This window comes from Arthrobacter sp. NyZ413 (assembly GCF_049390645.1).
Classification (GTDB): domain Bacteria; phylum Actinomycetota; class Actinomycetes; order Actinomycetales; family Micrococcaceae; genus Arthrobacter.
In genome coordinates, this window is record NZ_CP155435.1 from 129621 (window position 1) to 143134 (window position 13514).

A 13514-nucleotide genomic window follows, 5' to 3' on the forward strand; every position below is an offset into this window, starting at 1 on the left:
GAGGTTGCGGATCATCTGTCGGCTCCGTCTCCACGGGAGAACATGGCGAGCATGCGCCGGGTAACGGCGAAGCCGCCAAAAATGTTGATGCTCGCCAGTGTGAGGGCCGCAGCGGCAAGAAGTTGCATCACGGGGTCTTCGGAGGTGACCTGCAGCAAGGCCCCGACAACGATGATCCCTGAAATGGCATTGGTTACGGACATGAGCGGAGTATGCAGAGCATGGTGCACCTTGCCAATGACGTAAAAACCCACCACGACAGCGAGCAGAAGGACGGTGAAGTGCTGGGGCAACGGTGCCGGGGCTACGGCATTGATCCCGAATAAGGCAGCGATACCACCCGCGAAGAACACGCTCCTGCCGACGGGGCCGAGCCCCGCTTTCTTCCCTGTCCCCTCGACAGTGGTCACCTTGGCTGTCACGGCAGGGGCGGCGGGCGCAGCGGAAACGTGGACTGGGGGCGGCGGCCAGGTCTTCTCGCCGTGGTGTACCACCGTGACGGTGCGCTGCACCACGTCGTCGAAGTCAAATTGAAGCCGCCCATCCTTCTCGGGTGTAAGGAGCTTGAGCAGATTCAGCATGTTGGTTCCGTATAGCTGGGATGCTTGGGCTGGCAGCCGCCCCGGGAGGTCGCTGTAGCCCAGGATTACCACCCCATTGTCGGTGACCATTCGTTCGCCGGCGACGGAGCCTTCCACGTTGCCGCCTTGGCCGGCAGCCATGTCGACGATGACGCTGCCCGGTTTCATGGCGGCTACGTCCGCGGCAGTGATCAGCTTAGGTGCGGGTCGGCCGGGAATGAGGGCCGTGGTAATAATGATGTCAACCTCGCGGGCCTGCTCTGCATAGATCTCAGCTGCCCTGGCGTTATACGCCTCTGACGTGGCCTTGGCGTACCCGTCAGAGGATTTCATTTCCTCCCCGACCTCGACCTGGAGGTAGGTGCCGCCGATGGACTTCACCTGGTCAGCCACCTCGGGCCGAGGGTCCGTCGCCCGCACAATGGCTCCCAGGCTGCTCGCGGTCCCGATGGCCGCGAGACCCGCAACTCCTGCCCCCGCAACCAGCACTTTTGCCGGAGGAACCATTCCCGCTGCTGTGACTTGGCCCGTGAAGAACCGCCCAAATTCATGGGCCGCCTCGATCACGGCCCGGTACCCTGCGATGTTGGCCATCGAGCTGAGCACGTCCATTGATTGTGCCCGGGAAATGCGTGGCACGGCATCAAGGGCAAGCGCCGTGATCGGACGTGCAGCCAGGGCGTCCACCAGCTCCGGGCGCAGCCCCGGACTCAGCATCCCGATGAGCGTGGCGCCGTCGCTCAGACGGTCGAGTTCATCGTTGCCGGGCGGGTTGATGCGAAGTACTACCTCGCTGCCCCAGGCGTCGTCGGCACCGACAATTTCGGCGCCAGCCTCAACGTAGGCCTCGTCTGAAAACGTAGCGCGGGATCCTGCGCCCTTTTCGACGACGACGTCGTATCCCAGCTGTATTAGTTGTTGCACGGTGGTAGGCGTTGCTGCCACCCTCGTCTCGCGGCCCAATTCGGCCACGACCCCAATACGGGTCACGGTTAACTCTCTTTCGTACTTGTCGAGCCCTGTGCGGCTTCGCTTGGAGATGCTCCCCGCCGGTGCACCTTATGGATGCTCTGGGTGTTGGTGCGAGACGATCCACATGTGGCGTACCGGGGCTGGTTACTTCTGGTAGATGTAAAAACGGCCGCTGAGGTGCTGGCCAACTATCACCAGCACCTCAGCGGTGGATCGCGCCTGGGGCTTCATCCCTCGGATCTGACGGGCGGGCCTTCGCCGCTGCCGCCCAATGGTGGCGTACACGCTGGGCCGCCGAACCTTAAGCACTCTGGCGTAGATGGCCCCGAGAATCCAGAGGACGTACAGTCCGATGAGCATCAGTAACGCTTCCCCGCTCGTCACCCCGAGCAGAACGTCCATGTTCACCGTGCCCAACACCACGATCAGCAGCAATCCGGCCAATGCGATGAGGGGTGCAATGACGCGGTGCCACAGACCGAGACCTTCCGGTCGAGCCCGGTTGAGGTACACCAGTACCGCGATGCTGGTTGCAGTCAGCAGCAGCAGTGCGTATCCGAAGATTCCCGCCAGCCTGGCGTAGAGGAGTGCGGCATCTGCTCCGATCAGCACGAACACGACTACGCCGAGTGAGAATGGGGATTTGTGTTTCTTGTGGACATCGCCAAGCCTGGTGGGAAGGATTCCACCGTTGGCCAGGTTGAATGTGTACCGGGAAAGAATGTTGTGGCAAGACAGGATGGATGCGAAAAGGCTCGTCACGAGCAGAACGTTGATGGCATCGACTCCGAAAACGCCGATGAATTTTTCGACTGTACGGAGTACGGCCCCTGTCGGGTCAGTGGCGGTCGCTTCTACGGCCGTTCCCTCTCCGATAGCCTGCGTGATAGCCCAAGGCGAGAACCCGTAAACCTGGCCGACCACAGCAATAACGCCGTAGGTGGCAAGGGGGATGGTGCGCTCGGGGTTTCGAACTTCGGAACGGAAAACAACTGATGTGTCTCAAAATTGGACAGTGCGCGGCATGGCCGGCCGGGGGCCGGCCATGCCGCAGCTGGGTGCCAGCGGGATTGCTACCGAGGATTATCAGTCCGCTGAATCTATGTGGCCGAGGCGGACAGCTCGTCGGCGACGCTATGATCATCGCCGTTGACCCTCGCTGTTGCCAAGCCTTGAACGTTTTGTGCCCCACTACGGCTGAGGATCGACTCAACGATGGCGCTGACCGCCTGATCGACGCGAGCGCCTACGCTCTCCGGATCTTCTGACTCGTAGACAAAGGCTGTGACGCCGCGCTGCATGCCGCAGTATTCAACCAGTCCATGCTCCATGATGGTGCGCAACGCGTTGTCGTATCCGTGCTTGTGCCACACACGTTCCTTGGTGGCGGTAATCGGCAGCATATGCGTGGTCAGCCATTGCATTTTGGGTACACTTCCGACTCCAGCCTCCCACTCGAAAGCCCAGCCGTTGACCAATACTCGGTCAAACCACCCTTTCATTTTCGCAGGAACTGACCACCAATAAACCGGGAAAACCAGAACCAGTTCGGTGGCCCGCTCCAGACGCTCGTGCTCCGGACGAAGATCGGGCGGATAGTTACCAGCCGTCTGATACGCAACCCGGTCCGAGAGCGTAAAGTCGGCTTCGAAGTTCTCCGTATGAAGGTCGAGTACTTCGTAAGAGCCGGCCGGCAACTCTGCCTTCAGCCGTTCCACTGCGTAGTTTGTCAGGGAATCGGCCTCGGGATTCGCGGAAACAATGAGGGTACGCATAACATCCTTTCTCTTTCATGCACGAAAATATTACGGCATGCAACTACGCCGGCAGAGCAGATTCTGCAGATGCATGCGGCCCACTAGAGGCGGCGTTTGAGAGCTGGTTCTCGAATTCCGATTGATTTTGGCTCAGGCGCGGATTCGCCTAGTCGGGCTTTCAGAGATCATGCTATGTCGGACGACTGGCGGCCACGACTGGTCGGCGAGACGAATGTTGGCACTCAATTTATAACGAGGAACAAGGTGGGGCCGAAGGAGCCGTCCTTTCCCCGGGGAGCCGCCACAGCTGGGACTGTGTAAATAACGGTGTCATGCCTATCCGGTTAGCTCAGCTTTGCCAGTGTTGCGCTGGTCCGGCCTCGAATATCTGGTTGTAGGTGGTCGGCGGTTCGCTGGTACCCAGGCCAAGGAGTGTCTGGAAGGCGGCCATGGGTGTGTGGCGGCGATTGAACCGGAAGACAAACTCGTCCAGGTAGATCTGCAGATGTTCGCCGGAAACGGAACGGTGGGTGCCGCCCAACCAGGTGTTGAGGTTGGAGATGGCCCGGTGCACATGGGAGCATTTCGCCGGGGTCCTGACCCGCGGCGCGGGCGGCGGCCTGATTCAGCGGATGGTGTTCGTAGCCAGGTTCGTTGAGCTTTCCGTAGCCCTGCCAGGCATCGGTATGCACGCGCGCTCCTTCGGCGACTGCATTGATCACGAAGGTGAACAATGTAGCAGAGGAGGCATCGTCGATCGCCTTCATCCGCAGTCTGCCGCTGCCGGCGCCGCGGATCTCCACACCGACCGCAACCATTTGCCTGCCGCCGCCCCGGCCGGGGCGTCCGGCTGCCTGGCCGCCCACGAAACATTCAGGAGCCCGATATGGCCGGAACACTTGAGGCTGTGCCGAGTACCAAGACCGTTGAAAAACCGACGGAGATTTCTGAGGTCGATGCCGCCCGTGAGCTGGTGAGGATGGCCAGGGAACAGGCCCTGGCGCTGACCGGCCCTGATGGGCTGCTCAAGCAGTTGACCAAGACCGTCATCGAGACCGCGCTCGATGAGGAAATGACCGAGCACCTCGGTTATGAAAGGCACGACGCGGCGGCGAAGGTCACCGCGAACTCGCGCAACGGCACACGGGCCGAGACCGTGCTGACGGAGACGACGGGCCCGGTGCAGATCGACGTTCCGCGGGAACCAGCGGGCCCTGGCCGAGCATATCCAGCTCATGGCCCCGGGGAATCCTGGACATCCGCGGGGTCGGCCCAGTGACCGCGGCGATCATCCTCGCCACGTACTCGCACCATGGCCGTGTCAGCTCGGAAGCGGCCTTCTCGGCCCTGGCCGGCGCGAGCCCCATCCCGGCATCCTCAGGCAACACGCACCGGCACCGGCTCAGCCGCAACGGAGACCGGCAACTCAACCGCGCACTGGACGTCGTCGGCCGGGCCAGAAGCCTCACAGACCCCGACACCCGTGCCTACATCGAGCGACGCACCGCAGAAGGCAGGAGCCCACGGGGAATCCGCCGCTGCCTCAAACGCTTCATCGCCAGACAGATCTTCCGCCAACTCCAAACACTCATGGCTTGACTCGACGCCATAGAAGGGTCGTCTAAACAAATGAGCCAAGTCAGGTCAGGAGCACACCCCTGGAACTGCACCATCATGAAATGCGGAGGTTAGCGGAAAGTCCACATGCCCCGGGCATATCGACGAATCACTGCGATGCCCATAGCGAACGCGATTGGCTACAGATCAGGAAGCGTAATACGGTTCAGTAAGGATTGTGGATAATCGTGAAGACCTTCGTCAGCGGGGTGTCGATCTCCCAGCGCCCCCTCCAACCTGAGGGCATGAGGCTAGTGGTACCCGGTCGCAGCTCGGTAACGGTACCGAATTCACTGACAAGACGACCAGAACCTTCGATCACGTGTATGAACTCGGCGTACCCAGTGTGGTCTGAACTGAAGGCACCTGGCGTCACCTTCCATAGCCCCAATTGATATGTTGGCGACTCTGTGATGACAACGGTCGCGGCCTTTGGCAAGCCCGCTATAATGTTGTCAACGGGCACCGAAGCCAGCTCCGGCCATGCCACACGGTCTTCCGTCACGGCTATAGATTCTGTTGTCTGCAATTCTCTCCTTGAAAAATGAAATTACTGTTTTCTGAGCCGCAGCCCCCTAAGAAACAACAACAGGCATGAAGCCTTGTCTGTCGATATCATATTCGGACGTCTGGTTCAGGGAGGCATGAGAGACAGCCTCCCTAAGTGCCGTATTCCCAAACTCCTATTTGGTATCCCAGGCAGTGTAGGCATGATCCAGAGCTCTGGTCTGGATCATGCCTACACCGCGGTTCGCACGGACCGGGCGGACTTTCCCTGCCGAGCTAGACGTCCAGTCGCAGGTTCTTCAGGCGACCGAAAGACCCATTTTCGCAGAATCAAGTAGAACCCAGCGGCGACGACCGTAGCTGGGACGCTCGCTCCGATGTATTTGAATGCCGGTGCAGAAGCGAAGGTCACAGGGTCCAACAGTAAAAGATAAGCACAAACCCCTGCACCAATCGAAACTAAGCCCGAGAGATTGAAGCCGCCAGTAAACCAATAGCGGTTACCGGGCTCATCGGTGAAGAGCGACCTCAGGTGTAGTTGCTGTTTTCGGATAAGGAAATAGTCAACTATCTGAACTCCGCAAAGGGGGCCAAATACAACACCTGAGAAGGAAAGGAAAGTGCCAAAGTGGTCATAGAATGGCGTCGCAAACAGGGCGACTATGACGCCCACCGGTGCGAGGACAGAAGCGGTCGTAACATTCCACGGAACGATGCGATCAAAAGCAGGGATCTGTTTCAGCGCCAGGGCGCTTACGTAGATGCCCAGCATTGCCGTGCCGATGTTGGCCAAGACGATGAACGCCAGAGCTAACAGGCCGAACCCCAGGCCACCAACCTCCATCAGGAACTTAGTGGGGTCACCTTTGGACTCCGGAATGGCGGTTGAGGAGTAAAGCCCGATCAAACAGATGGCACTCACAGCCACGCCGAGACCGCTTATAGCCGGCCATATCGCTGTGTGGGTCCCTGCTGAATTGCGCAGAACACCCCCAACATAGGGCCACCAAGACAAGCCAGTGGAAATAAGCAACTCGATTCCCGTCATGTAATCGAGAAGGTTGTCTCCGGAGGGAGCCAGGGCTGGCGCGGTGAAGATTGCGTCAGCCCCGAGCTTCGTGAAAAGGAGAACCATGACAACTACCGAAAGAACGATAACGCTCCCTGCGATGATCGGCCCCACATTACGCAGCGTCTCTGGTCCCTTGAGAAGCGTGAGCCACACAATAAACAACCCACCTACAGCTAAAGCAACTTCAAGGAAGCCCCGTGTAGATTCCCCGGCAAGTCCACTGTTGACAAAGATTTGAGCGCCAGCCCGGCCGAGGAAGATAACAAGAATGGCATTCCACCCGAGAGTGAATGTAATCAGCAAAGCCACAGTGAACAAGGAACCACGAACACCGAGAATTGGCCGGGTTGATCGAATTGCTTCCAGTCCGTAACGGGTAGCCGATGGCAAGCAGGCCATAATCACAAAAAACATGCCAATGAGCATGCCTGCGATCATGACGAGTGTGCCGATACCAGCCGGCAAATAGTTTGAGACTAGACCTCCGATGATGAAACACCAAGTAGCTACCGCAGCTGAGGCCGCGTTGCCAAACAATGCCAATGAACCCCACTTACGCTCAGCTGGGAGAAGAGGCAGACCGCTCTCCGCTGCCGCGGTGCCCGGGCTGGTGTCAGTCACAGCATTGTCCATCCAATCACCAACGCGAGAATGGGCACCGCGAGCGTAATGAGCGCCACCTTCAGCGCCATGCATAAGGTCATATATTCGCTGCTTGGGCTCTCTTCAAGGGCTGCAAGACGCTCTTTAAGTTCTGCAGCATAGTAAAGAGCCCTGCTTGCGGTCATGCCGGCTTCACTTCCAGTTCCGACGTCAAGAGCGTTTGTACGTACTTGGCGGCACGGTCACCCGACTCCAAGGCGCCGTCCATCCAGCCGGCCCATCCCGAGGCCAAGTCGGATCCGGCGAAGACAAGCCGCCCGACGGGCTCTTGGAGACCGCGGGAGTAGGCCATAACCTGGCCGGGCCGATAGGCCATCCAGGTTCCGTTAGCGAACTCGTCCCGGTTCCATGCGTGGGCATCGACGGCGATTACATCAGCTGAGGGCAACAGCTCCTTGACGGCTGCTGCTACAGCATCTGAATCCTCGACGTCCAGGGCCGCCTCTTCACAGCCAAAACCACACATAAGATTTCCCTGCGGAATTTGGTACTCGGTGGCTAGCCACTTTATCCTCGTAGAGGAGCCAACGCCATAGAATGGCGTCTCCTGGTTGCCTACGAGGGCCCAGATCTTTGTGGACTCACCCGTTTGCTTTTCCTTAGCCATCTCAGAGTATGCGCCCTCAAGCTTTGGGTCGAACTCGATGTCAGACCATGTGTTGATCGGTGTGGCAACGATAACCGCGCGGGCCGTGAATTTCTCTCCGGCACGGGTGCGAACGGTGACGCTGTCGGCTTCATGGTCGATCTCAGTGACCACTGTCTGAAGGCGCAACTCAGCGCGGGACTCGCCGGTGATTGCCTCAATTGCTTGCTTCGTTCCATGGGCGTACTTCTGGCTGACGCCAGTGAAAAAGCCCACCGCGCTGTTTTCGAATCCGGCGACCCAGGAGAGAATGTGCAATGCACTCACTTCGGAGGGCTTTGCGCCAAAGTAAAAACTTGCCCACGCCAAGATGAATTCACGCGTGTATACGGGCCAGGATTTGCGATCAAAGAACTCCTCGAAGGATACATCCAGGTCATCCAAACCCTCTTGGCCCAGAGGTTCTTCACCAAAGCGGATACGCGCGGCGTTCGTATCAATGTAGGTAAGCGCCCGCTCGAAGTCGCACCACTCTGTCATGGGGATGGGGAAGGGTGAAGCCGACATCTCGTTGTTAAGCACGTAACCGAAGCTTTGGGGCATTGGGCTGTCTACGAGTTCAAGCCCATATCGGTCGTTCACCGCTTTCACATGCGGCTGCACGTCTGGGCACACCCACGTACCGCCGAACTCAACAGAGTGTCCTGTGTCAGCGAACTCCTTGTACCATGTACGTCCCCCAATACGGTCCCGGGCCTCGAGGTGAAGCACGCGGGAGCCGGAGAGGCTCAGGTCTCGAGCGGCAAGACTTCCTGCAAAGCCTGCTCCAATAACAATCACGTCATAATCGGTCATGATGATCCTCACTTCAATGGGTGGTTCACATCACTATCTCCAAGTAACTAGCCTTTGAGCCATTAGACGCTCACACAACATCCACAATCGCGTTCGTACGCCGATACACTTCGGCGACCTCGGGCTACTAGTGTCGCGTTTCTGAAGTAGTTAAGCGGTTGGCTTTTGCGAGGATTTGTTCGGGGGTTTTGGTCCAGACGAACGGGTGGCATCGGTCGTTCCAGCCGGTGATGAATTGGCGGATTTTCTGGTTGAGGTCTTTGACGCTTGTGAAGACGCCGCGCCGGATGGCCTGCCGGTCGATGATGCCGAACCAGACTTCGACGAGATTCAGCCAGGATCCCGAGGTAGGAGTGAAGTGGACGGTGAAGCGGGGATGGGCCGCAAGCCATGCCTTGACTTCGGGGGTCTTGTGCGTGGCGTAGTTGTCCATGATCAGGTGCAGTTCCTTTCCGGGATACGTGCGGTCAATCTGGCGCAGGAAGGACAGGAACTCCTGGCGCCGGTGCCGGGGCTTCACTGCAGCCGTGACCTGGCCGGTGGCCGTTTCGAGTGCCGCGAACAGCGTAGTGGTGCCGTGGCGGGTGTAGTCGTGCGTGCGCCGCTCGATCTGGTGCGGCTGCATCGGCAGCATCGGGGCCGTGCGGTCCAATGCCTGAATCTGGCTTTTTTCGTCAACGCAGAGCACCACGGCGTTCTCCGGCGGCGCCAGGTACAGGCCCACAACGTCGGTGACCTTCGCGACGAGTTCCGGATCGGTGGAGAACTTGAACGTCCCGCTCCTCCAGGGCTGCACCCCATACTCCCGCCAGGCCCGGGCCACCGTGGCGTTCCCGATGCCCAGATGCCCGGCCAGCAGACGCGAGGACCAGTGCGTGACACCATACTTCTTCGGCGGCGCCACCAGCGTCGCCGCCACGATGTCCCGGTGATCCACCCGCCGCGGACGCCCCGGGCGGTCCTGATCATGCAGCCCGGCAATCCCTGCGGACTCGTACCGGCTGCGCCACCCTATGACCGTCGTCCGTGTCGCCCCGACACGCTCGGCGATCACGGTGTTCGACAGCCCGTCCGCGGCCAGCAGCACGATCCGCGCCCGCTGGGCGAGTCCCGCCCGTCCCGCCGAGGACCTGGACAGACGATTCAACGCCTCAAAATCACCATCACGAAGACCCAGGGCAGCAGCAGGACGATTGGCCATAACCAATCCTCCCAAACACCCAAACGTCTAGCTATTAACGACACGCGACACTAGTGTCCTGCGCCTGAAATTCGGTTCAGAAGTCGGCCGATTGATTCGAGGATCTGTTCGGCCGTCTTTGTCCAGGTGAAGGGTGTGGGGTTGGTGTTCCATTCGCTGACCCATTTGCGGATGTCGGCTTCGAGGGCCTGGACGTTGCGGTGATCGCTGCGGCGCAGCAGGTCCTCGGTGACGAAGCTGAAGAACCGCTCGACCTGGTTCAGCCAGGACGAGTAGGTCGGGGTGAAATGCATGTGGAGACGCGGGTGGTTCTGCAGCCATGTCTTCACGGCGGGAGTCTTGTGGGTCTGGTAGTTGTCGCAGATCAGGTGCACGTCCAGGCCCTCGGGGACCTCGGCGTCGATCTTGGCGAGGAACTTCCTGAACTCGGCGGCCCGGTGTTTGCGGTGCAGGCTGGAGATCACGGACCCGCCCGCGGTGTTCAGGGCTGCGAACAGGGTTGTGGTCCCGTGCCTGACGTAGTCGTGGGTGCGTTTCTCTGGCATGCCGTGTGTAGCCGTGTTCGCTTTGTCCGGTCCGGCATCGGACCTGGCTGGTGAGATCGGCGACGGTGAAGCCCTCGGGTGCGATGGCCAAAGCCAGGACGGCGGCCAGCGCGCCTCGGGTTCGGGGCTTGTTCAGATCGATGCCGCCGACTTGGGTGGCACCGATCTGCGATGGGGTCGGCAGCCGGTCCAGGATGCGGTCGGGCAGGAAGGTAACGTCGACGCAGTCGAGCATGGTGGTGAACCGGTCGACCATGCCGGTGAGCCGGGTGACGATGGCGGGGAACTTCTTCAGTACCCGGCCGGTGTGCAATGTCCGGGTGTTGTGCACGATGGCCTCGAAGCGCAGGACGTGCTCGCCCTTGGTGTAGCTCTTCAGCGTCAACAGTCCGAAGTGGACCTTGAACACGGTGAGGTTCCACCTGGGTCTCTCGATCACGACTGCCTGGTTCATGGTCAGGTCCGCCCCGACCGGCCGGCGGGGGCGTTGGCCCACGCCGAACAGGGTGCGCAGCCTGGGCACATCGATCCGGGACCGGGTGCGGTCCACCACGGCGTCGAAAGCACGCTCCATTATCGCGCCGGAGGCGAAGATCAGATTGCGAGAATGCTCGACCTGGTAGACCGAGTAGGCGTAGCGGAACCAGCTGCGCTCCTGGTCGGACTGGTCCAGGCCGAAGCACAGGCACGCGGAGTAGATCCACGAGTCGATGACCTGGCTCAGGCGCCCTGCGGTCCCGGGCTGGGACAAGGTGTCTGCGACCTGAGCCAGGCGCTCCGGTTCATCGATACGGGTGAAACAGTTACCCTCTTTGGTGAAGGACAGCCCGTTCGCCTGCGCTGTGCATGCCACGTACTCGTGTCCGTTGAGGATGACCTGCGCGGCGAACGGGGGGTGGCCGCTCATCTTGATCGTCACATGCCCCCAGATCGGGTCCACGATGTGGAACGAGTAGTGTCTGACGTACTCCCGCTTCTTCTCCAGGTTGCGGATCACCCCCGCGCTGGAGCGGCCGACCTTCCATACCGTCGTCGGCGCCTTGGCGACCAGGACCATGAAGACTCCCACCCCGACCGTGTGCTGCGCCAGGTAGTCCTCGGCCAGCCGGTGTTTACGCTCTCCGGCCCTGCAGAAGATCACCGGGACGGCGTTGGCGACGCCCCAGGCCTTGACCCGCCGGGCAAACCGTCCAGCCAGCCGCATCAGGTGCGCGTTGTCCAGGCTGGCATCACCGTCCTCGTGCCACCTGCGCCACCAGGTCCGAAAACCTCCGGGGTTATGCCCCAGCGGGTAATAGGCGTTCAGCACGATGCGGTCCACGCCGTCGTAACTGCTGGTCAACAACTTCGCGTAGCGTGCGGTGAAACCACCGATCCCGTCCATCTACAAACCGTAGGATCACCGCGCCACCGTGACCAGAGCTGCCCCGAAGGGGCCACAGTCCCCGGCCTGAAAAACACCGCCAACGTTTCACGTCACCGCACTAGATCAGTTCGTTGTTCTTGGCAGCTTCGGCGTCGTCGGGGAAACAGTGCTCGATGTTTGTGAGCCATTTCTCGGTGAGGTCGTGCACGTCGCGCAGGTGCGCGTTTACTAGATTGTGGTGCATCACGTGGATCACCTCCTTTGGGGATCAGTTCCTCGCGGAGTCGTCCGGTGTTTCCTGCGGGCTGAGGGGACGAGTTTGGGCATGGGAGGGCTATTCCGCCCACCAGCCTTCCCAAGCGAATGACCTGAGCTGGCCTGGAGGCATTTGGGCTGGTGGGACCGGGCTGCACAGACGGTTCACCGCGTTCGGTGACAGGCCGACCACGGCGACGCTGAACCTGCGGATGAGGGTTTCCATGATGTGGGCTCCTTTCTGGAGATTCGCTGGCTTCGGCTCGGGCTTTGGAGCATGCGCTAGGGATGCAGCCCTGTTGTTCGGTGGATGCGGCACCCGGATGGCTCGGCTTGCCCGGCTTGCGGGGTTCGCTTGCCGGGCCGCCGATCATGTTACGGGTGCAGAATCTCGAGCTTCGCACCATCGAAGAATTCCGATGCGAGATACACCAGGGGCGCATTGTCGGTGCTTTGGGCGCTGAGAACACGACCGAAGAACACGGTGTGCGTGGATGTCCTTACGCGCATGCTGATTTCTGCTTCCATGTGGGCGCAACTGTTCTCGATGATGGGGCTGCCATGCTCACCCATATGCCAGTCAAGGCCGCTGAATTTGTCGTCCGACTTGGTTGCGAAGCGCTTGGCCACATGGAGCTGGTCCCGGCTGAGCAAGTTGACGGCGAATGTTTTTGCCGAAAAGAGCACGTCATGGGTTGATGAGGTCTTGTTGACGCACACGAGGACCATTGCCGGGGAGACGGTGACACTTGAGAAGGCGTTGAGCGCAAGGCCACGTGGCTGGTCGCCATCGGAAGCCGTAACTATCGTTACTCCCGTGACGAACTTGCGGTGGAATGCCCTGATTTCTTCCGGTGCTGGTTCAACGGTTGACAGGTCTGTCAATGTCTGGCTCATCATGCCTCCCAAAGGTTTGCGACGCCGAGGCTCGCGAATAAATCCGTTCCTGACCAGGACTCCCATTCTTCGGCAACCTTGTCGCCGCTCAACCGGGAGAACGTCATGCCTCGGATGACGACCTGCTGGTGCGTGATGGGGAGGTCATAGAAAGGACCCTCATGGGTGCCGACGCACCGCCAGTGGGTTGCCACCATTTCCCCGTCGACGACCTGGTGCACGACCTCGGTGTTGAGATCGGGAAAGGCGGCTCGGGCCATCTCTATCGTTGATTTGATGTGCTCCTTGTCGGACTCCTCTGTCCGGCCATGTCGCACGTAATCGGTGGCCAGGTGCTCATCGAGCAGCCTGACGTCACCGGTGTTCCACGCATTGACAAGCACCTGCCGCACGATTTCGGCGGCCCCCTTACTCGGCGCAATTGATCTGATGTCGGTTTGCATCGATCCCTCCAATCTCAGGCACACGGCGCGCGGTGCGCCATCTATCACATCCAGCGGACGAGAGACCATCGCCGTTGAGGCCATCCTCAGATCGTCCGCTGAACGATTTATTGCGATTTCCGCCTATGGCAATACGATGAATTACGAAATAGGGTCTTGTCAACCCATGCATGTTGCGTATAACGTTTCTTCAGCCC

The 13514-nt window shown here is 60.1% G+C and carries 11 protein-coding genes and 5 pseudogenes; 2 read left to right on the top strand and 14 right to left on the bottom strand.

From position 1 onward, the window contains the following. Positions 1–11 precede the first annotated feature (11 nt). The 4 genes and pseudogenes from ABCW42_RS21405 to ABCW42_RS21420 form a co-directional block, all read right to left on the bottom strand. A complete protein-coding gene (locus tag ABCW42_RS21405) occupies positions 12–1571 on the bottom strand; it encodes a Re/Si-specific NAD(P)(+) transhydrogenase subunit alpha (protein WP_423184979.1) in 1560 nt (519 codons plus the stop codon). Between the two features lie 126 nt (positions 1572–1697). Then, a pseudogene (locus ABCW42_RS21410) lies at positions 1698–2540 on the bottom strand (amino acid permease); the annotation flags it as partial. A gap of 113 nt (positions 2541–2653) precedes the next feature. Then, positions 2654–3328: an NAD(P)H-dependent oxidoreductase gene (locus ABCW42_RS21415; protein WP_423184980.1), complete on the bottom strand. Its 675-nt coding sequence runs from the start codon at positions 3326–3328 to the stop codon at positions 2654–2656. A 331-nt stretch (positions 3329–3659) separates the two neighbouring features. Beyond that, positions 3660–4185 (bottom strand): annotated as a pseudogene (locus ABCW42_RS21420) (IS1595 family transposase); the annotation flags it as partial. A gap of 11 nt (positions 4186–4196) precedes the next feature. Here ABCW42_RS21420 and ABCW42_RS21425 point away from each other — a divergent pair. Continuing rightward, a pseudogene (locus tag ABCW42_RS21425) lies at positions 4197–4523 on the top strand (transposase); the annotation flags it as partial. A gap of 35 nt (positions 4524–4558) precedes the next feature. Next, positions 4559–4909 (top strand): annotated as a pseudogene (locus ABCW42_RS21430) (transposase); the annotation flags it as partial. A gap of 184 nt (positions 4910–5093) precedes the next feature. Here ABCW42_RS21430 and ABCW42_RS21435 read toward each other — a convergent pair. The 10 genes and pseudogenes from ABCW42_RS21435 to ABCW42_RS21480 form a co-directional block, all read right to left on the bottom strand. Next, positions 5094–5432 carry a cupin domain-containing protein gene (locus ABCW42_RS21435; protein WP_423185166.1) on the bottom strand — a complete coding sequence of 113 codons (339 nt, stop codon included), beginning with the start codon at positions 5430–5432 and terminating at the stop codon, positions 5094–5096. Positions 5433–5666: 234 nt separating this feature from the next. Next, positions 5667–7127: a cytosine permease gene (locus ABCW42_RS21440; RefSeq protein WP_423184981.1), complete on the bottom strand. Its 1461-nt coding sequence runs from the start codon at positions 7125–7127 to the stop codon at positions 5667–5669. Continuing rightward, the gene (locus tag ABCW42_RS21445; protein ID WP_423184982.1) at positions 7124–7294 is read right to left on the bottom strand and encodes a hypothetical protein; all 171 of its coding nucleotides are present in this window, start codon (positions 7292–7294) and stop codon (positions 7124–7126) included. The genes ABCW42_RS21440 and ABCW42_RS21445 overlap by 4 nt, the downstream gene beginning before the upstream one ends. Continuing rightward, positions 7291–8610: a flavin monoamine oxidase family protein gene (locus ABCW42_RS21450; RefSeq protein ID WP_423184983.1), complete on the bottom strand. Its 1320-nt coding sequence runs from the start codon at positions 8608–8610 to the stop codon at positions 7291–7293. The genes ABCW42_RS21445 and ABCW42_RS21450 overlap by 4 nt, the downstream gene beginning before the upstream one ends. A 127-nt stretch (positions 8611–8737) precedes the next feature. After that, positions 8738–9811: an IS630 family transposase gene (locus tag ABCW42_RS21455; RefSeq protein WP_423184984.1), complete on the bottom strand. Its 1074-nt coding sequence runs from the start codon at positions 9809–9811 to the stop codon at positions 8738–8740. 50 nt (positions 9812–9861) lie between these two features. Further along, positions 9862–10359, bottom strand: a pseudogene (locus tag ABCW42_RS21460) (IS630 family transposase); the annotation flags it as partial. Positions 10360–11840: 1481 nt separating this feature from the next. After that, positions 11841–11969 carry a hypothetical protein gene (locus tag ABCW42_RS21465; RefSeq protein WP_423184985.1) on the bottom strand — a complete coding sequence of 43 codons (129 nt, stop codon included), beginning with the start codon at positions 11967–11969 and terminating at the stop codon, positions 11841–11843. Positions 11970–12056: 87 nt separating this feature from the next. Further along, entirely contained in the window at positions 12057–12203 is a 147-nt protein-coding gene (locus ABCW42_RS21470; protein WP_423184986.1) for a hypothetical protein, read from the bottom strand. A gap of 149 nt (positions 12204–12352) precedes the next feature. Further along, positions 12353–12874, bottom strand: coding sequence for a flavin reductase family protein (locus ABCW42_RS21475; RefSeq protein WP_423184987.1), 522 nt, complete (start codon positions 12872–12874; stop codon positions 12353–12355). Further along, positions 12874–13317, bottom strand: coding sequence for an ester cyclase (locus ABCW42_RS21480; RefSeq protein ID WP_423184988.1), 444 nt, complete (start codon positions 13315–13317; stop codon positions 12874–12876). The genes ABCW42_RS21475 and ABCW42_RS21480 overlap by 1 nt, the downstream gene beginning before the upstream one ends. Positions 13318–13514: the final 197 nt, after the last annotated feature.